Source organism: Nesterenkonia sp. Act20 (assembly GCF_019173455.1).
GTDB lineage: Bacteria > Actinomycetota > Actinomycetes > Actinomycetales > Micrococcaceae > Nesterenkonia.
The window spans coordinates 965,919-984,747 of record NZ_JADPQH010000001.1 but is presented as its reverse complement, the minus strand read 5'-3'; the positions used below and the strand labels follow the sequence as shown (position 1 = coordinate 984,747).

Sequence of the window (18,829 nt, the reverse complement as noted above, 5' to 3'; positions counted from 1 at the left end):
TCAGGCCGCCGGTCAGACGTGGATCCCGGGTGAGAACCCTGGGACCTGGTCCGGCGGGCTGATCCGCTGCGACGCCACGGCGGCGGAGGTCCAGAGCTCCCGGCGAGAGGAGATGCCGAGCTTGGGCAGGAGATTGGACACGTGGTACTCCACTGTCTTGATCGAGACGAAGAGGTTCTCCGCGATCTCCCGGTTGGTCCGTCCCTGGGAGATCAGATAGGCCATGTCTCGCTCGCGCGGTGTCAGGGAGGCGTAGCGGCCCGCCACGGAGAGGAGCCTGCTCTTCACGTCACTGAGCTCCGGCGCGGCCCCCAGCTGCGCGAAGATGTCGCGTGCGGCCTCGAGCTGCTCCTCGGCCTCCGCGTGCTCACCGCGCTGACGGTGCACCACGCCGAGCGCATGATGCAGCCGTGCGCGGATGTGTGGGAACTCCGCGGCCAGCCAGATCGACGCCCGATAATCCTGCACCGCAGAATCCAGGTCCCCTCGCTTCGCGGCGAGCTTGGCCTGCAGCGCAAGCGGATGGCCGTAGGGCAGCGGCAGCCCCGGCCGCTGCGCCACCTTCTGGGTGAAGTGTTTCAACAGGCGTTCAGCCTCTGCCAGACGTGCCCGTCCGGGGTTCTCCAGGTCCACCAGTGCACCGATCTCCAGCGCGCGCCAACCGATGAGGCCAACCGAGTCCGCCCACGCGTAGAGCCTGGTGCGGCGGAAGTCGGCGATCACAGCGAGCGCACGCTCGTGGTCGCCCGACATCCGGGCCGTCCATGCCAGCGCCGTCATCACGTTGTAGAGCGGCAGTGCGCTGGACGTCGTGACGTGATGGGTCAGCCAGTCCACATGCTCGGCCGCGGCGGTCTCATCGGCATGCGCGACGGCGACCATCGCCAGCACCGCATGTGAACTCGCCAGACCGCGCCAGTCCCGCGTGGTCCCCGCCATGGCGATCACCCGTTCAGCGCGCAGAATCGCATCCGACCAGCGTCCGAGATGGAACTCCATCACCGCCTGTTCCGCCATGCCACGCTGCGCTGCCGCCGGCACCACCTTCTGGTGCCGGCCCTCCTCCGCGCGTTCCAGGTCATCCAGCGCAGCGGCAGTATGGCCCGCATAGAAGTGCACCCGCCCGCGGAAGTAGAGCGCGTCGGTGTGTTCTGCCGTGTCGGCGGCCTCGATCAGAAAGACGTCCAGGCAGCTGATGGCCTCCTCGATCGCACCGGTGTTCCACAGGGCGTAGACCTCGTGCATGACCATCACCCGAGCCATGACCTGGTCGATCGGGCTGTTCGGCACGATGCCGAGTTCACGGGCCTGAGCCACAGCAGCCTGCGCCGCCTGTTCATTGGCGGCGGCGATCTCCACGCTGCACAGCAGGATCAGCATCCGCCAGCGAACGATGTCCTCGAGGAGCTCCTCCTCGCGCGGACTGCGCAGCTGGGCGAGCAACAGGCTGCGTGCCTCGTCGAGATGCCCGGTGAAGAAGGCCATGCCGGCTCGCAGGAAGGCTGCGAGCGGGACGTCCCCGAGCACGTCGATCTCCGCGAACAGCTCGATGACGCCCGGCGGGCTCTCGGCGAGACCCATGGTCAGGCCCGCGGAGATCAGCAGTCTGCGTCGGTCCTCTCCCCGGCTGACGCGCATGGCGAGTGCGAGGTACTCGGCGCTTCCCGAGTAGTCGCCGTCCTGCAACGCGGTGGCGCCCTGGGACTCGAGCTCCTGGGCCAGCCCCGGGTCCCTGCCTGGTGTGGCTGCGGCAAGGTGCCTGGCCCGCGCGAGTCCAGTCGTGCGTTGGGCCAGCAGCAGGTGGATCAGGTGCAGGCGTGCTGGAGTGATCAATGCCTGGGCGGCCTCACTCCAGGTCTGATCGGCGAGCTGGACCTCGCGTCCATTGCCGGTGAGGATCGGACTGAGTGCGTCCAGCAGAGAGTCCGTCTGCAACGCCTGGTCCTCCTCCGGGGCGAAGGAACGCAGGGTCTGAGCCGCGACGTCCGCGAGCTCTTCTGCACGCGCGTGGCGGCCGTCGAGCGCGAGGACCTCCAGGAATGTTCGCAGGGGAGGAGTCAGATGTTCCACGTCCGATCGCAGAAAAGACGTGGGGATATCAGAGGTGGAGACCTCATCCGCTGTGCGGCACGTGGCTGCCAGACTCACCGCGATGCCGGGGTTGCCGGCTGAGCGGCTGTGGATGCGGCTGAGCATCTCCTCACTGAGCCGGTGGCCGTGGACCTGGAGCAGCTTGGCCATCTCAGCGCGGGTGATGCCCCGCAGGGTGATGCGGGTACCGGTGCGGGCCGCGGCTCGGGCGAACCGCCGTGCGAGGGGGTCCACCGTGGGGGAGACGGTCATCAGCAGCAGCACGGTGCATGTCGCTTCGGGGTCGAAGGCGCCCGCCTCCAGCAGCTTGACCAACCCGGCGTGGACCTCTGGGCCGGCGAGGTGAAAATCCTCAGCCACCAGGCAGTACGGGCCCGAGCCGTGGCGTCGCAGCGCCTCGCACACATCCTCACCGGACTCGACATCGGCGAAGGAGACCACGGTGAGGCCCGCCGAGGCCGCTCGGGCGCGGGCTTCTCCGGCCAGTGCGGTCTTGCCCGAGCCGATCGTGCCCTCGAGGAAGCAGATGGTGCTGCGTCCAGCGCGGGCGCTGTAGATGGCGCTGAGGATCTTGGCGCGCTGAGCATCTCGACCGATGACGCCGTGAGGACCCTCGACTTGCATCGTCGTGAACCCCTCCGTTTCAGTGGGCCACGGTTAGACGCACTAACCAAATAGTAGACTCCAGTTCAGCCTCGTCAAGACCAGGTGTCACTCTTCGACAACTGCTGCCCTGTCGGCATGAAACGGTCGGCTTGAAACACGGACGCGCCAGAGGAGGAGGCGGCTGCGCACCGGGGACGTGTGGGTCCGCTCAGCTCAGCTGCAGGATCTTCTCCTGCACGACCTTCGCGCGCACATTGGAGAAGCTCGACTCTTCGCCGACCTCGGAGAAGCCGAGGGACTCGAGGATCTTCAGCGTGCCCAGATTGTCCACCACGACCCGCGCGGTGACGGGGCGCTCAGGGAACTCGGTGAGGAACTTCTCCACGGCCTCAGTGGTGATGCCCTGCCCCCAGAAGCGCTTCTCGATCCAGAAGGTGATCTCCCGACTGGACTCATCCTCGAAGGCGGCGATGGAGCCCACCGGCTGACCGTCACGGTCGATCGTGCGCACGACGGTGTCATCGGAGTTCAGCAGCTCACCCCAATGATGGTCGAACACGCTGCGGTCCTTGGGATTGGTGGAGGCGAAGGCGGCCATATGGGCGGCGTCGGCGTCCTGCTGGAAGATGAAGAACTGTTCCAGATCCTCGGTCTCCACTTTGCGCAGCGTGATCATCGGTGAGGCTCCTTCATCGGCTTGTGGCCGCGTGGGTCTGCATCTGGTGTGCCCCCAGACTACTGTGCGCTCACATCACGGGCGAGCTGGTGCGCCACAGTGCGCACCGGCTCGCGCCCCATGCTTCGCGGGTGACCTGGTGCGCCATAATGGAGGAATGGCTTCCCCCAAGCGCCGCGTGGCGATCCTCGGTTCCACCGGTTCCATAGGAACCCAGGCCCTTGAGGTCATTGCCGCCCACCCTGACCGCTTCGAGGTCGTCGCGCTCGCGGCCGGGACGAATGCTGCACTGCTGGCCGACCAGGTCCGCGCCACCGGCTCTCGCATCGCCGGGATCGCCGACGCCGGGGCGGCCGGTGAGCTCGAAGCCGCGCTGCGGACCACCGAGGGTGCGCAGAAGACCGAGATCCTCACCGGAGACGAGGCGGCGGTGCAGATCGCTGCGGAGTCCGGGGCCGACGTCGTGCTCAACGGCATGACCGGTTCCATCGGCCTGCAGCCCACCCTGGCGGCTCTGAACTCGGGTGCCACCCTCGCCCTGGCGAACAAGGAATCCCTGGTGGTCGGCGGTGCGCTGGTGGCACAGGCGGTGCAGCGACCGGGCCAGATCATCCCGGTGGACTCGGAACATTCTGCGTTGGCCCAGGCCCTGAGCTCGGGACGCCACGAGCGGGGCCTCTGCTCACTGCCAGCATCAGGAGCCGCGGCGCTGAGCGGCGCCTCCGAGGTGTCCCAGCTGATCGTCACCGCCTCGGGTGGACCCTTCCGCGGCTGGGATCCCGCGGCGCTCGCGGACGTGACCCCCGCTCAGGCGCTCAAGCATCCCAATTATTCGATGGGCCGCGTGGTGACCACCAACTCGGCGACCATGGTCAACAAGGCGCTCGAGGTGATCGAGGCGCACCTGCTCTTCGACATTGGTCTGGAGGAGATCGAGACCGTGGTCCACCCGCAGCAGTGGATCCACTCGATGGTCCAGTTCTGCGACGGCTCCACCATCGCCCAGGCCGGGAGGCCGCGGATGTTGATCCCGATCGCGCTCGGCCTGTCCTGGCCGGAGCGGCTCTCCGAGGTGGACGCGCCGATCGATTGGACCCAGGCCATGCAATGGGACTTCGAGCCGCTGGATCATCGTGCGTTCCCCGCCGTCGCCCTGGCCAAACAGGCCTGCGCCGCCTCGGACACGCATATGGCGGTCTATAACGCCGCCAATGAGCAGGCGGTGGAGGCATTTCACGAGGGTCGGCTCAGCTTCCCCGGGATCGTCTCCACTGTGGAGGCCACCCTGGAGCGCTACACACCCTCCACCGGCACGCTCACCCTCGCGGAGGTCCTCGAGGCTGAGATCTGGGCTCGACGTGAGGCCGATGCGCTGATCAGTGCTGCGACCGTGCAGGCGCGCGCATGATCGCGCTGCTGATGATCCTGGGGGTCCTGCTGGTCGCGCTGGGCATCGCGCTCTCTATTGCCCTGCATGAGGTCGGGCATCTGCTGCCGGCGAAGCTCTTCGGCGTCCGGGTGACCCAGTACATGATCGGCTTCGGCCCGACCCTGTTCTCACGGAAGCGCGGTGAGACCCAGTACGGGGTCAAGGCCATTCCGCTGGGCGGCTATGTCGCGATGATCGGGATGTACCCGCCCCCGGATGAGACGGGGACGGTGAATCACCCGGCAGACCAGAAGGAGTCGGAGACAGCCGAGAAGGCTGCGGCAGAGACCTCTGGTGCTGCCGACTCTGCCGACTCTGCTCCGCGGGACCCCTATCTCAGCGAGGTCGGCGCGCAGTACGGCGCACCTGCCTCCGCTGCGGAGAACGCGGGGGAGGCCCCTGCCGGGAACGCGGCAGGGGCCACCACGACCAAGACGGTCCGCTCCCAGTCCACCGGGCTCTTCCAGCAGATGTCCGCCGACGCCCGTGAGGTCGCCGCCGAGGACCTTCAGCCCGGGGACGAGCAGCGCATGTTCTACAAGCTGCCGACCTGGAAGCGAATCATCATCATGCTCGGCGGGCCGGCGATGAACGCGCTCATCGCGCTGGCATTGACCGCCGGGATCGTCTCCGTGCACGGCACCGCGCAGCCCAACACCACGGTGAACGAGGTCTTCGAGTGCGTGGTCTCCGCAGATGAGACCGACGCCGCCGAGGCGGCGCAGAGCGAATGCGGTCCCGACGATCCAGCCGGGCCCGCCTATGAGGCAGGCCTGCGACCCGGCGATGAGATCCTCGCCTTCGACGGGCAGCCGGTGGATGAGTGGGATGAGCTCACCGGACTGATCCGTGAGTCCGCAGGGGAGTCCAGCAGCGTCACCTACCTGCGCTCCGGTGAGGAGCGCAGCACCACGCTGACCCCGATCCTCACCGAACGTCCGATCAGCGATGGTCTGGGACGAGCCCAGCGCGACGACGACGGCGCACTCATCACCGAACCGGTGGGCTTCATCGGTATGGGCGCCCAGCAGGAGATGGTCCAGCAGCCGTTCTGGGAGGCCGGCCCGGTGGTGTGGGAACAGTCCAAGGCGGTGGCCGGCGTCGTCGCGAACCTGCCGGTGCGTCTGTATGACGTGGCCGTGTCCACCTTCACCTCCGCCGAGCGGGACCCCGACGGGCCGCTCTCGGTGGTGGGTGTGGGCAGGATCGCCGGCGAGCTCTCGGTCCAGGAGGAGATCCCGCTGGAGTCCCGCTTCGCCTCGCTGCTGTCCCTGGTGGCCGGGGTGAACGTGGCGCTCATGGTCTTCAACCTCATCCCGCTGCTCCCGCTGGACGGCGGTCATGTGGCCGGGGCCCTCTATGAGAGCCTGCGCCGTCGGCTTGCCAAGCTGCTCGGGCGCCCGGATCCGGGGCCGTTCGACATCTCCAAGCTGCTGCCGCTGACCTACGTCGTGGCCGTGATGATGCTGGCCATGGGCGTGCTGCTGATCTACGCGGACATTGTGAACCCGATCCGTCTCTTCGATTAGCCGGGCACTTCGCGAGCGGTACGATGGGAAGGTCGGATCACCCCGACGTCGTCCGTGAGAATCCAGCGTCCGCGAGGACCTTGGAGCAACTGATCCATCAGGAGAGTCTGTGCCCGCCATCAATCTCGGAATGCCCTCCGCGCCGCCGCCAGTGCTGGCCCCGCGCCGGAAGACGCGCAACTTCCAGGTCGGGTCAGTGGGTGTGGGCAGTGACCACCGCGTCTCTGTGCAGTCGATGACGACCACCAAGACCCACGACATCAACGGCACCCTGCAGCAGATCGCAGAGCTCACCGCCTCCGGCTGCGACATCGTGCGTGTGGCCTGCCCCACGGACAAGGACGCCGAGGCGCTGAAGATCATCGCGGCGAAGTCCCAGATCCCGGTGATCGCCGATATCCACTTCCAGCCCAAGTACGTGTTCGCGGCGATCGACGCCGGCTGTGGCGCGGTCCGCGTGAACCCGGGCAACATCCGGCAGTTCGACGACAAGGTCGGCGAGATCGCCAAGGCCGCTGGCGACGCCGGAGTCTCGCTGCGCATCGGTGTCAACGCCGGTTCGCTGGACAAGCGCATCATGGACAAATATGGCAAGGCGACCCCCGAGGCGCTGGTCGAGTCAGCCGTCTGGGAGGCCTCGCTGTTCGAGGAGCACGGCTTCCACGACTTCAAGATCTCGGTCAAGCACAATGACCCGGTAATCATGGTCCAGGCGTACCAGATGCTCGCCGAGCGCGGGGACTGGCCGCTGCATCTGGGCGTGACCGAGGCCGGTCCCGCCTTCCAGGGCACGATCAAGTCCTCGGTGGCCTTCGGCACGCTGCTGGCTCAGGGCATCGGAGACACGATTCGGGTCTCGCTCTCCGCCCCGCCGGCCGAAGAGGTCAAGGTCGGAAACCAGCTGCTGGAATCGCTGAACCTGCGTCCGCGCAAGCTGGAGATCGTCTCCTGCCCCTCCTGTGGGCGCGCCCAGGTGGATGTCTACACCCTGGCGGACGACGTCACCGCCGGACTCGAGGGCATGACCGTCCCGCTGCGCGTGGCAGTCATGGGCTGCGTGGTCAACGGTCCGGGAGAGGCGCGCGACGCCGACCTCGGCGTGGCCTCCGGCAATGGAAAGGGTCAGATCTTCGTCAAGGGCGAGGTGATCAAGACCGTGCCCGAGGACCAGATCGTGGAGACGCTGATCGAAGAGGCCAACCGGCTGGCTGAGGAGATGGAACGCGAATCCGATGGAGATGCTCAGGCAACGAGTGCCCCTGTGGTCTCCGTCAGCTGACGCTGCGGCAGCCCGAGTGCACCGCGCGACCCGCGGCGAAGTCCGCGTGCTCACCCACGGGGACACCCCTGCCCTGCACCGGCTGCTCGCCACCGATCCGGTGGCGCATGTCTCGGTGACCACCACCGTGCGTGCCCGGCAGAGTGCTGGTCCCGGCCGGGGCCGCAACAGCGCCGTGGTGATGGGCATCGACGGTGAGAACGGGCTCGAGGCCGCCTGCTGGGCGGGAAGCAACATCATCCCGGTGGCCGCGACGCCGGAGCATGCTGAGCTCTTCGGTGTGGCGGTGGGTGCGCTGCGCCGCCGCGTGGCCTCGATCTACGGGGAGGCCGAGGCCGCCGTCGAACTCTATGACGCCACCGGCTGGACCGACGCGCGTGATGTCCGGCCCGAGCAGCCGCTGATGTCCATGACCGAGGCCTCCGCGATTCCGCCGCTGCCTGCGGCGCGGCTTTCAGCGCCGGAGGACTTCTCCCGGGTGGAGAAGGCCAGCGCCGCGATGTTCACCGAAGAGCTGGGGTTCTCGCCCTATGCCCAGGGAGCGAGTCAGTACCGCGAGCGGGTGCGGGGGCTCATCGATGCCGGACATTCGATCATCGCTGAGGATCCTGAGACCGGGGAGATTGCGTTCAAGGCCGAGTTCGGCGCCGTCAGCCCCGAGGTGGTGCAGGTCCAGGGTGTCTGGGTACGGCCGAGCTTCCGTGGACAGGGGCTCGCCGCGCCTGGAATGGCTGCCGTGGTGGAGCACGGCCTGAGGCTGGCGCCCACGGTGAGTCTCTACGTGAACAGCTACAACACCGCGGCGATTTGGACCTACCAGCGCGTCGGATTCACGCAGGTGGGGACCTTCGCGACCATACTGTTCTAGATGACTTTCTTCCCCTCTTCCTCTGCCTCTGCTGCTGGCGCGCCTCCGCGGCGCGCCCGCGCCGGCATCACCCTCGGACTGCTCGCCATGGTGCTGCTCACCGGATGTGAGACGGCGACGGTGGAGGACTCCACGGAGCCGGCAGCCGACGCCGGCACCAGCGCAGGGGACTCCCAGGCGCAGGCGCCTGAGCCCACGGGGAACCAGCTTTCGCATGAAGAGATGCGCGCCCAGCTCGAAGCCAGGTACCCAGAGGCCACGCTGACCGACACCGATGATTATTGGTCGGGTCTGCGGGACATCGAGACCGAGCTGCAGAAGCTGGTGGTCGATCCCCCGGAGTGCAAGCAGTACGTGGTGCGATCGGCCGTGCCAGTGCCCGCCGGGGCGCTCGTGGCCTTCGCCGACGGGTCGGGCGGCTCCGCTGGTTCTGCGCCCGGCGGAGAGGCGGAGACCGGCGGCGACGCCGAGACCGGAGACGCGGAGCCGGAGGCTTCGGATTCTGGCTCTGGCGCAGCCGTCCAACTGGCCAGCACCGAGGAGGACTCCGCGGACGGGTCCGACAGCGAGGATTCCGACGGTGAAGAAAGTTCCGGCGATTCTGCCGAAGACGCGGACACCGAAGATTCCGAGCAGGACGGGGAGGACTCGGAGGAGGAGCCTGAGCCGGTGACCGTGGATCTCCCTGCCGAGCGCCAGGCCGTCATCTACACCTTCCCTGACTGGCGCGCCGCCGAATCCCACTTCACCGCCGAGCAGGATGGTCTGGATGAGTGTGATTCCTACACCGCGCAGCGCAGCGCTGATGATGCTGTCGAGACCTCCACCTCGATCGACCGAGTGGACCTCACCTCCGAAGCCGATGCTGCCTTTGGCATCACCCGACGGATCAGCTCCGCAGGGGAGAACGAGCACAGTGCGGCAGTCACGCTGCGCACCGGCTCGCATATCGTGACCGTGATGGTGCCGCTGCAGGACTCGCTGTCCGAGGAGGAGGCGGAGGTCGCCGTCGTCGAGCTGGAGGAAGAAGCCGCGGACCTGCTGGCCAGCCTCGACTGACCCCTCCCCAGCGTTTTACCTCCCCTTGCGTGCTTTACCCCGGTGACGGTCTGGCCGGTAAACCTCGCAGGAGGGGGTAAAACGCGGGGTGGGGCGGGCTCAGCCGAGCAGGTCGACGGCGACGTCGTAGCCCAGCTTGATCACCAGGGCGAAGACCACGATCAGGAACACCACACGGATGAACTTCGAGCCCTTGGCGATCGCCATCCGGGCGCCGAGATAGCCGCCGGCCATGTTCGCCGCGCCGAGCACCAGGCCCAGCCCGAGCAGCACGTGCCCGGCGGGTGCGAAGTAGAGCAGCGCTCCCAGGTTCGTGGCCACATTGACCACCTTGGCCTGCGCGGAGGAGTTCAGGAAGTTATACCCCAGCACGGTCACCAGGGCGATGACCAGGAACGTCCCGGTGCCCGGACCCAGCACGCCGTCGTAGAAGCCTAAGATCATGCCGATCATCACGGCGCGCGCCAGATGCCCCATGCCGACGTGGCGCAGCTTCTCCAGCTGGCCCACCTGCGGGCGGACCGCGGTGAACACGCCGACGCCGATCAGCGCCAGCAGGATCAGCGGCAGGATGATCCGCTCCGGCAGCGAGGCGGCGACGACGGCGCCGCAGTAGCTTGCCAGCAGCGCCGCCACGGCCATCGGGAGGGCGGTGCCCATGGCAGGCTTCACCCGCCGGGCGTAGGTGATCGCCGAGGTGGTGGTGCCGAAGATCGAGCCGAGCTTGTTCGTGGCGAGTGCCTGCACCGGGGTGATCCCCGGAATCATCAGCATTGCGGGCAGCTGCAGCAGACCACCCCCGCCGACGACGGCGTCCACCCACCCGGCCGCGAAGCCTGCGGCGATGAGCAGCAGCAGGGTCACCCAGGTGATCTCGAGGCTGCCCCCGACCAGCAGGTCAGTGGCAGCCTCGAGGGCTTCGCTCAGCGCGCGCCTTTGACGTCTTGCAGGCCCTTGACGTGCTCGAGCACCGCCGCTGCGGCCTCATCCACGGGGACCTCATGAGACTCGCCCGAGCGGCGATCCTTGAGCTCGATCGTGCCGTTCTTCAGCCCGCGGCCCACGGTGACCAGCATCGGAACTCCGAGGAGCTCGGCGTCGCCGAACTTCACGCCGGGGGAGACCTTCGGGCGATCGTCGTAGATCACGCTGAGACCGGCGTCCTCGAGCTGGGTGGTCAGCGACTCGGCCGCAGCGTAGACCTCATCGCCCTTGCCGGTGGCAACCAGGTGCACATCGGCTGGAGAAATCGCGGCGGGCCAGATCAGGCCCTTCTCGTCATGCGTGGCTTCGGCGATGGCGGCCAGCGCGCGGGTGACTCCGAAGCCGTAGGAGCCCATGGTCACGGTGGCGAGCTTGCCGTTGACATCGAGGACCTGCAGGCCCAGCGCCTCGGCGTAGCGGGTGCCGAGGTGGAAGATGTGCCCCATCTCGATGCCGCGGCGGGTGCGCAGCGGGCCGGAGCCGTCCGGAGCGGGGTCGCCCTCTTGGACGACCACGGCCTCGATGATCCCGTCCCAGCCGAAGTCGCGCCCGGCCACCAGGCCGAACACGTGCTGATCGGCCTCATTGGCGCCGGTGATCCAGCTGCTGCCGGACACCACGCGCGGATCCACCAGGTAGGTGATCCCGGTGCTGCCCTCATCGCCGAGGACCGGAGCGTCCAGGGACAGGCCGGGGCCGATATAGCCGCGGACCAGTCCGGGGTTCTTCTTCAGATCGGCCTCGTTGGCGGCCTCCAGCGCCACTTCGCCGCCGACGCCGATGAGTCCGCCGATGGTGGCCTCGGCGCGCTTGAGATCCACGTCGCGATCACCGGGCACGCCCAGGACCACGATGCGCCGTGAACCATCCGGCAGCACGGCTGCGACGACCACGTTCTTCAACGTGTCCGCCGCGGTCCAGGCCCGGTCCTCGCGCGGCTGATGCGTGTTCGCGGCGTCGACCAGGGTCGCGATGGTGTCGGTGCCGGGGGTGTGGTGCACCTGCGCAGCGGGCAGGTTCGTGTGGTCGATGGGCTCCGGCGTCGGCGTGGTGACGGCCTCGACGTTGGCGCGGAAGCCGCCGTCGGACTCGACGAAGGTGTCCTCTCCGATGTCGCAGGGGAAGAGGAACTCCTCCGAGGCGGATCCGCCCATCGCACCGGAGACTGCGTTGACCGGGACCACGGGCAGCCCGAGGCGGTCGAAGATGCGCAGGTAGGCCTCGCGGTGGGCGTCATAGGCCGCGCGCTGGTCCTCTTCGGTCAGCGCGAAGGAGTAGGAGTCCTTCATGATGAACTCGCGGCCTCGGAGCAGGCCCGCCCGGGGGCGTGCTTCATCGCGGTACTTGGTCTGGATCTGGTAGATCGAGAGCGGAAGGTCCTTATACGAGCTGTAGAGGTCCTTCACGAGCAGGGTGAAGACCTCTTCATGCGTCGGTGCCAGCAGGTAGTCCGCCTCTTTGCGGTCCTTGAGCCGGAAGATGCCGTCGCCGTAGTCGTCCCAGCGGCCGGTGGCCTCGTAAGGCTCCTTGGGCAGCAGGGCCGGGAAGTGGACCTCCTGGGCGCCGATCCGGTGCATCTCCTCGCGGACGATCGCCTCGATCTTCCGCAACACGGTCAGTCCCAGCGGCAACCAGCTGTAGACGCCCGGCGCGGCGCGGCGGATGTAGCCAGCGCGGACCAGCAGCTGGTGGCTGGCGACCTCGGCGTCGGCCGGGTTGTCGCGCAGCGTGCGGAGGAACAGGTGGGACAGGCGGAGCGGCACAGGTGTTCTCGTTTCCGGTCAGGGATCTTCTACCGGCCCAAGTCTAAGGGCCACCGCTCCCGGGCGTTTTACCTCCCCTTACGTGCTCTACCTGGGCGACGGTCAGGGTGGTATTCCTCGCAAGGGACGGTAAAACGCGGGGAGGGAGGAGAGTTCTCCACAGTTCAGCAGAAATGCCCCGAGAGCGACGCCGCAGGAGCAGGCTTCTCCCATGGCCACACACCTCACGTCGCTTGCCACTGCGCTGCCGCGCGGCCGACTCTTCCGCGCCAAGGATCTCTGGGACAGCTCCGGTGGTGCCCGCGGCATCGGAATGTCTGCGAGCAGCGATGTGGAGGAGATCGGTCGTCGGCTCAGTGCGCTGGTCGATGCTGGAGAGCTGCTGCGCATCCGACGGGGCGTCTACCTCCACCCCTCCACGTGGTTGCAGAGTGCCCCCTGGGACCGCCATCTGATTGCCGCAGCCGCCGTGCACCTACTGGCTCCGCAGACGCATTTCTGCCGTACCACCGCCCTGACGCTGCATGGTCTAGGACTGCTCCACCCTCCCGACGCCGTGACGGTGCGGACCGCACACAACTCGGAGACCGGTCTGCATCCGGCGCCGTCGCTGACCGGTCGAGCCTCCACCACCGCGATCGAACGTCTCCAGCGGACTCACCCACCGGCTCACCCACAGACGCACGACGGCGGCGCCCCGAGTCCCGCAGCACTGCGCGCCATCGGCACCCGTCATCACCAGTACCCGCGCACGCTCCGAGACCGGCTGAGGGAGGGGCTGGGGGAGGAATGGAAACCTGCCTACGAGCAGGCCATCCTCCGGCAGCCTTTTCCTGTGCTGCAGGCCTTCGACGCGGAGCTCACAGCAGGACGTGAGGTCTGCGTGGAACCGCTGGGCCTGGTGCTGGCCGACACCGTGCCCCGGCTGAACTTCGCGGATGCGGTGGTGGTGCTCGACGCCTATAAGGCGGGCCGCGTCGGCGAGGGCGAGCGCCCGGCAGGAACGCTCTCCGCCGTCGAACCCTGGCTGCGTCTGGTCGCATCCGCGCGAGGTCGCGCGCGCTGGGACGCTGCATGGACCTTCGCCGACGCGAGGGCGGAGTCCGCGGGGGAGTCCTGGGCGCGGGTGCGGATCGCCGAACTGGGATTCTCCGCCCCGGTTCTCCAGCGCATGTTCCTGCTGCCGAACGGGAAGTCCTGCATCACTGACTTCTTCTGGGAGGGCCCGGGAGTCGTCGGCGAGTTCGACGGGCTCATGAAGTATCGGAATTCGAGGGTGCTCTCGGGGCGGAGCGCCGAGGAGGTCGTGATCGCGGAGAAGGAGCGCGAGGACGGGCTGCGGGCCCTCGGACTGAGCGTCCTCCGTTTCACCTGGGCCGACCTGCAGGACCCCTCCCGGCTCCGACGACTGCTGAACGCGGCCGGAGTCCCCTTTTCCCAGCGTTTTACCGGGGCGGACGCGTTCTACCAGGGGGACCGTCGGGCGGGTAGAACACGTAAGGGGAGGTAAAACGCCGGGGGAGGTCTCAGGCACAATGGAGACGCACCACCCGCCACTGAGAGGACCGTCATGGCCATCGCCCCACGCCCCACCGGAGCGCAGCGCTTCACCGATGCGCGCACCGCGAAGATCGCCGAGCTGCTCATCCCTACGGTCACCGAACAGGGCCTCTATCTCGAAGAGCTCGAGCTCAGCCCCAGCGGCGGGACCACCACGCTGAAGGTCTCCGTGGATCTTCCCTCGGGCACCGGACAAGTCGACCTGGACACGGTCGCCGCACTCTCCCAGGCCATCTCCGCTCGCCTGGACGAAGAGGACGTGCTTCCCGAACTCGACAGCTACGAGCTGGAGGTCTCCACCCCGGGTGCGACCCGTCCGCTCACCGAGCCCCGGCACTTCGAGCGCAACCTCGGTCGACTCCTGGAAATCACCCAGACCGGGGAGAGCCCGATGCTCGCCCGGCTGAAGACCGTGAGCGAAGACGCGATCACCGTGGCCGAGCAGAAGCCGGCACCCAAGAAGGGCATGCCGGTGAAGTATGCGGATCCCACCGAGATCAGTTTCGCGTCGATCACCCAGGCACGAGTGCAGGTAGAGTTTTCCCACACGGAGTAGAGACTGGCTTAACCGGAGGCACAAGTGGATATCGATATGAGCGCACTGCGCATGCTCGTCAAAGAGCGAGAGATCCCGCTGGAGCGGCTGATCCCCGCCATTGAGCAGGCGCTGGTGCTGGCTTACCACAAGTCACCCGGTGCGCTGCAGCACGCCCGGGCGGAGATCGATCAGTCCACGGGTCACGTCACGGTCTGGGCCAAGGAGCGCGACGAGGACGGCACGGTCATCGGCGAGTTTGACGACACTCCCCGCGACTTCGGCCGCGTGGCCGCCTCCACGGCGCGCCAGGTCATCATGCAGCGCATCCGCGACGCCGAGGACGATCAGGTCCTCGGCGAATTCCGCGGCCGTGAGGGTGAGCTGATCTCCGGCACCATCCAGCAGGGTCGCAACCCGAATATGATCCAGGTGGACCTGGGCAGCGTCGAGGCGCTGCTTCCCCCGCAGGAGCACGTCCCCGGCGAGGAGTACATCCACGGCCGACGGCTGCGCGCCTTCGTCGTCGACGTCCACCGCGGCATGCGCGGCCCCTCCATCACGCTGTCCCGCTCCCACCCGGGTCTGGTGAAGAAGCTCTTCGAGCACGAGGTCCCGGAGATCGCCGACGGCAGCGTGGAGATCACCGCCATCGCCCGCGAGGCCGGACACCGCACGAAGATCGCGGTCCGCGCCCACCAGTCGGGCATCAACGCCAAGGGTGCCTGCATCGGCTCCATGGGCTCCCGTGTCCGGGCTGTGATGACCGAGCTCAACGACGAGAAGATCGACATCATCGATCACTCCGACGACGCCGCGGAGTTCATCGCCCACTCGCTGTCGCCCTCGAAGGTGAAGTCGGTGACCATTCTGGATGAGGCCACCCGCAGCGCCCGCGTGGTCGTTCCGGACTACCAGCTCTCGCTGGCCATCGGCAAAGAGGGGCAGAACGCCCGGCTCGCCGCGAAACTCACCGGTTGGCGGATCGACATCGTCTCCGACGCCACGCTGGCCGCACCCTGACCGGGTTCGTTCGGGCAGAGAGTTCTGCTCGAATCAGCGAGAAGGGGTAGACTGTCATGGTTCCAGTGCGTACCTGTATCGGCTGTCGCCGTCAGGTCGCCCAGGATGACGTGGTGAGGCTTGTCCTCGCCGCAGCCGACGACGCCGGATCCGCACCTGAGCAGGTGGTGTGGGACACCGCCCGGGTTCTTCCCGGACGAGGCGCCTGGTTGCACCCGCAGCGCGAGTGCTTCGACACCGCAGTGAAGCGGAAGGCCTTCAACCGGGCGTTCCGCAGGCCTGTGGATACGAGCACACTCGAGCTGCACGACATTATCGGCACCAACGGCCCCGGCTCGTGAGAAGCACCTCGGTGCAGATCACAGCGGCTGAGGCCAGAAAGAGGGTTCAGAGAGATGGATCCCCGATGAACACCGACGCATGAGTTCGCCGCGATGACTTTTCAGAGCAACTCCGTCACGGTTTCAGAGAAGTTCAAACGGCCTTCGCCGATGAACCGCTGACATCAGCCCCGCTGGTGCCGGCGGGGAAGCGTGGGCCAGACAAGGAGAAATGTGGCCAAGGCCCGCGTACACGAGCTCGCAAAAGAGCTCGGCATCACCTCGAAAGAAGCCCTCGCGAAACTGCAGGGCATGGGCGAGTTTGTGAAATCGCCCTCCTCCACCGTGGAGCCCCCGGTGGCGAAGAAGCTGCGTCAGGCATTCCCCGACGCGAAGCCCGCCGAAGCTCCCGCTTCCACGTTTAAGCCGGCTGCCCGGCCCGGTCCGCAGAAGTCCGACGGCGCGTCCACGCCCGCCGCTGACTCCTCGGCCCCAGCCCAGTCCGGTTCCTCTGCGGCCCCGAGCCCCGGGTCCTCGGCTCCGCGTCCCGGCGGCATCAAACCCGGACCGAAGCCGGCACCCAAGCCTGCCGCGAAGGCCGAGCCCGAAGCCCCCGCGGCTGCGGAGAAGCCTTCCGAGAAGCCCGCGCAGGAGCCCGCAGCTCCTGAGGAGTCGAAGCCAGCTGCCAAACCGGCCAGCGGCTCCAAGCCCGGCGGACCCCGCCCGGGCAACAACCCCTACGCACCGAGCCAGGGCATGGGCGCCGAGCGCCAGGCCCCGCGTCCCGGCGGAACCGGCGGCCCCCGCCCCGGTCCGAAGCCGGCTGGACCACGTCCGGGCAACAACCCGTTCGCACCCCAGCAGGGCATGCGCACCGAACGCGGCGGCGGACCCCGTCCCCGCGGTGGTCAGGGTGCCCCCGGTGGCGCACCCCGTCCGGGTGCACCACGCCCAGCAGGCGGCGCACGTCCCGGCGCACCGGCAGCAGGCGGCGCAGCCCGTCCGGCAGCCGCACGTCCGGGAGGCCCCAAGCCTTCGATGATGCCCAGCCAGACCCCGGCACCTGCCGGTGGTCGTCCGGGCGCTCCCGCCGGTGGTCCGCCTCGCGGCGGTCGCGGCGGCGGTCCTCGTCGTGGCGGCGCGGCAGGTGCCTTCGGGCGCGGCGGCTCCAAGGCCAAGGCTCGCAAGTCGAAGCGCGCAAAGCGCCAGGAGATGGAGCAGCGCCAGTCCCGCGAGATCGGCGGCGTGCGCGTTCCCAAGGGTGACGGCAGCGTCACCGTGCGGCTGCGCCGCGGCTCCTCGCTGGGCGACTTCGCCGAGAAGATCAATGCCGAGCCGGCAGCCATGGTCACCGTGCTGATGAAGCTCGGTGAGATGGCGACCGCCAACCAGTCACTCGACGAAGAGACCTTCCACCTTCTGGGCGAAGAACTGGGCTACCCGGTCCAGATCGTCTCCCCGGAGGACGAGGATCGCGAGCTGCTCGAGACCTTCGACATCAACATCGAAGACGAGCTGGCAGCCGAGGGCTCCGAGGAGCTCTCCGCCCGCGCGGCAGTCGTCACCGTCATGGGTCACGTTGACCACGGCAAGACCCGACTGTTGGACTCCATCCGTAAGGCGAACGTGACCGCAGGCGAAGCCGGCGGCATCACCCAGCACATCGGTGCCTACCAGGTCCACGTCGAGCACGAGGGCGTGGAGCGCGGCCTGACCTTCATCGATACTCCCGGTCACGAGGCGTTCACCGCCATGCGTGCCCGTGGTGCGAAGGTCACCGACATCGCCGTGCTGGTCGTCGCCGCCGATGACGGCGTCATGCCGCAGACGGTGGAAGCGCTGAACCACGCGAAGGCCGCCAACGTGCCGGTCGTCGTCGCGGTCAACAAGATGGACAAGGAAGGCGCCTCGCCGGACAAGGTCCGCGGTCAGCTGGCCGAATACGGTCTGGTGCCCGAGGAGTACGGCGGCGACACCATGTTCGTCAACGTCTCCGCGCTGAACAACCTGCACATCGACGAGCTGCTGGAAGCCGTGCTGCTCACCGCAGATGCGGCCCTGGAGCTCACTGCGAACCCGAACAAGGCAGCACGTGGTGTGGCCATCGAGGCGAACCTGGACAAGGGTCGCGGCGCCGTGGCCACTGTGCTGGTGCAGTCCGGCACGCTGCGGGTGGGCGACAACATGGTCGCAGGCACCGCTCACGGCCGTGTCCGCGCCATGTTCGATGAGCACGGTGAGACCGTCAAGGAGGCCCTGCCTTCCCGTCCGGTCCAGGTGCTGGGTCTGTCCTCGGTGCCTCGCGCCGGTGACACCTTCCTGTCCACCTCGGATGACCGCACCGCACGTCAGATCGCTGAGAAGCGTGAGGCGGTGGAGCGCAACGCTCAGCTGGCCAAACGCCGCAAGCGCATCAGCCTGGAAGACTTCGACCAGGCTGTGGCCGAGGGCAAGATCGACACCCTCAACCTCATCCTCAAGGGCGACGTCTCCGGTGCCGTGGAGGCCCTGGAAGACGCTCTGCTCAAGATCGATGTGGGCGACGACGTGCAGCTTCGCGTCATCCACCGCGGCGTCGGTGCGATCACGCAGAACGACGTGAACCTGGCCACTGTGGACAACGCAGTGATCCTCGGCTTCAACGTCCGTCCTGCGGAGCGCGTGACCGACCTGGCTGACCGTGAAGGCGTGGACATGCGCTTCTACTCGGTCATCTACGCGGCCATCGATGACATCGAGGCAGCGCTGAAGGGCATGCTCAAGCCCGAGTACGAGGAAGCGTCACTCGGCAGCGCCGAGGTCCGCGAGGTCTTCCGCTCCTCGAAGTTCGGCAGCATCGCCGGTTCGATCGTCCGGTCCGGTCTCATCCGCCGCAACGCCAAGGCCCGCCTGGTGCGCGACGGCAATGTGGTCGCAGACAACCTCACCATCGAGTCGCTCAAGCGGTTCAAGGACGACGCCACCGAGGTCCGCGACGGCTTCGAGTGCGGCATCGGCCTCGGATCCTTCAACGACATCCGCGAAGGTGACAGCATCGAGACCTGGGAGATGCGCGAGATCCCTCGCGTCTGACCAGGCCTGCCGGTTCGTCCGGCGACAGTTCCGGG

At 67.7% G+C, this 18,829-nt stretch carries 14 protein-coding genes; 10 read left to right on the top strand and 4 right to left on the bottom strand.

The window, feature by feature from the left end:
- Positions 1–12 precede the first annotated feature (12 nt).
- Complete coding sequence (locus IY716_RS04545) at positions 13–2,715, bottom strand: LuxR family transcriptional regulator (protein WP_218220394.1); 2,703 nt, start codon at positions 2,713–2,715, stop codon at positions 13–15.
- A 190-nt stretch (positions 2,716–2,905) separates the two neighbouring features.
- Positions 2,906–3,373, bottom strand: a complete 468-nt coding sequence (locus IY716_RS04540; RefSeq protein ID WP_218220393.1) for a GNAT family N-acetyltransferase — start codon at positions 3,371–3,373, stop codon at positions 2,906–2,908.
- A 157-nt stretch (positions 3,374–3,530) separates the two neighbouring features.
- Between IY716_RS04540 and dxr the strand changes: the two genes are divergently transcribed.
- From dxr to IY716_RS04515, 5 genes are all read left to right on the top strand, one after another.
- On the top strand, positions 3,531–4,781 hold the full coding sequence (gene dxr, locus IY716_RS04535; protein ID WP_218220392.1) for a 1-deoxy-D-xylulose-5-phosphate reductoisomerase: 1,251 nt from the start codon (positions 3,531–3,533) through the stop codon (positions 4,779–4,781).
- Positions 4,778–6,331 (top strand): site-2 protease family protein, encoded by a 1,554-nt coding sequence (locus IY716_RS04530; protein WP_218220391.1) that lies wholly within the window; start codon positions 4,778–4,780, stop codon positions 6,329–6,331. The genes dxr and IY716_RS04530 overlap by 4 nt, the downstream gene beginning before the upstream one ends.
- A gap of 130 nt (positions 6,332–6,461) precedes the next feature.
- A complete protein-coding gene (gene ispG, locus IY716_RS04525; RefSeq protein WP_225939838.1) occupies positions 6,462–7,610 on the top strand; it encodes a flavodoxin-dependent (E)-4-hydroxy-3-methylbut-2-enyl-diphosphate synthase in 1,149 nt (382 codons plus the stop codon).
- A 16-nt stretch (positions 7,611–7,626) separates the two neighbouring features.
- Positions 7,627–8,478, top strand: coding sequence for a GNAT family N-acetyltransferase (locus IY716_RS04520; protein ID WP_369699588.1), 852 nt, complete (start codon positions 7,627–7,629; stop codon positions 8,476–8,478).
- Positions 8,479–9,537, top strand: a complete 1,059-nt coding sequence (locus tag IY716_RS04515) for a hypothetical protein (RefSeq protein ID WP_218220389.1) — start codon at positions 8,479–8,481, stop codon at positions 9,535–9,537.
- Between the two features lie 99 nt (positions 9,538–9,636).
- Here IY716_RS04515 and IY716_RS04510 read toward each other — a convergent pair whose 3' ends face one another.
- Positions 9,637–10,431 (bottom strand): TSUP family transporter, encoded by a 795-nt coding sequence (locus IY716_RS04510; protein WP_218221402.1) that lies wholly within the window; start codon positions 10,429–10,431, stop codon positions 9,637–9,639.
- A gap of 29 nt (positions 10,432–10,460) precedes the next feature.
- On the bottom strand, positions 10,461–12,284 hold the full coding sequence (locus IY716_RS04505) for a proline--tRNA ligase (protein WP_218220388.1): 1,824 nt from the start codon (positions 12,282–12,284) through the stop codon (positions 10,461–10,463).
- Between the two features lie 211 nt (positions 12,285–12,495).
- On the opposite strand from IY716_RS04505, the gene IY716_RS04500 reads away from it, so the two are divergent.
- The 5 genes from IY716_RS04500 to infB all read left to right on the top strand — a co-directional run bounded on the left by IY716_RS04500 (position 12,496) and on the right by infB (position 18,794).
- Positions 12,496–13,794 carry a type IV toxin-antitoxin system AbiEi family antitoxin domain-containing protein gene (locus IY716_RS04500; protein WP_218220387.1) on the top strand — a complete coding sequence of 433 codons (1,299 nt, stop codon included), beginning with the start codon at positions 12,496–12,498 and terminating at the stop codon, positions 13,792–13,794.
- A 60-nt stretch (positions 13,795–13,854) separates the two neighbouring features.
- Positions 13,855–14,400, top strand: a complete 546-nt coding sequence (gene rimP / locus IY716_RS04495; RefSeq protein ID WP_218220386.1) for a ribosome maturation factor RimP — start codon at positions 13,855–13,857, stop codon at positions 14,398–14,400.
- Positions 14,401–14,424: 24 nt separating this feature from the next.
- Entirely contained in the window at positions 14,425–15,402 is a 978-nt protein-coding gene (gene nusA / locus IY716_RS04490) for a transcription termination factor NusA (RefSeq protein WP_192590935.1), read from the top strand.
- 56 nt (positions 15,403–15,458) lie between these two features.
- Positions 15,459–15,743 carry a YlxR family protein gene (locus IY716_RS04485; protein ID WP_218220385.1) on the top strand — a complete coding sequence of 95 codons (285 nt, stop codon included), beginning with the start codon at positions 15,459–15,461 and terminating at the stop codon, positions 15,741–15,743.
- A 213-nt stretch (positions 15,744–15,956) separates the two neighbouring features.
- The gene (gene infB / locus IY716_RS04480; protein WP_218220384.1) at positions 15,957–18,794 is read left to right on the top strand and encodes a translation initiation factor IF-2; all 2,838 of its coding nucleotides are present in this window, start codon (positions 15,957–15,959) and stop codon (positions 18,792–18,794) included.
- Positions 18,795–18,829: the final 35 nt, after the last annotated feature.

Bases quoted from the DNA above. Each gene is read 5' to 3' on its own strand.
- rimP (WP_218220386.1), top strand. From the start codon at position 13,855: ATGGCCATCGCCCCACGCCCCACCGGAGCGCAGCGCTTCACCGATGCG.
- IY716_RS04500 (WP_218220387.1), top strand. From the start codon at position 12,496: ATGGCCACACACCTCACGTCGCTTGCCACTGCGCTGCCGCGCGGCCGA.
- IY716_RS04530 (WP_218220391.1), top strand. From the start codon at position 4,778: ATGATCGCGCTGCTGATGATCCTGGGGGTCCTGCTGGTCGCGCTGGGC.
- ispG (WP_225939838.1), top strand. From the start codon at position 6,462: ATGCCCTCCGCGCCGCCGCCAGTGCTGGCCCCGCGCCGGAAGACGCGC.
- dxr (WP_218220392.1), top strand. From the start codon at position 3,531: ATGGCTTCCCCCAAGCGCCGCGTGGCGATCCTCGGTTCCACCGGTTCC.
- IY716_RS04485 (WP_218220385.1), top strand. From the start codon at position 15,459: ATGGTTCCAGTGCGTACCTGTATCGGCTGTCGCCGTCAGGTCGCCCAG.
- IY716_RS04545 (WP_218220394.1), bottom strand. From the start codon at position 2,715: ATGCAAGTCGAGGGTCCTCACGGCGTCATCGGTCGAGATGCTCAGCGC.
- IY716_RS04515 (WP_218220389.1), top strand. From the start codon at position 8,479: ATGACTTTCTTCCCCTCTTCCTCTGCCTCTGCTGCTGGCGCGCCTCCG.
- IY716_RS04540 (WP_218220393.1), bottom strand. From the start codon at position 3,373: ATGATCACGCTGCGCAAAGTGGAGACCGAGGATCTGGAACAGTTCTTC.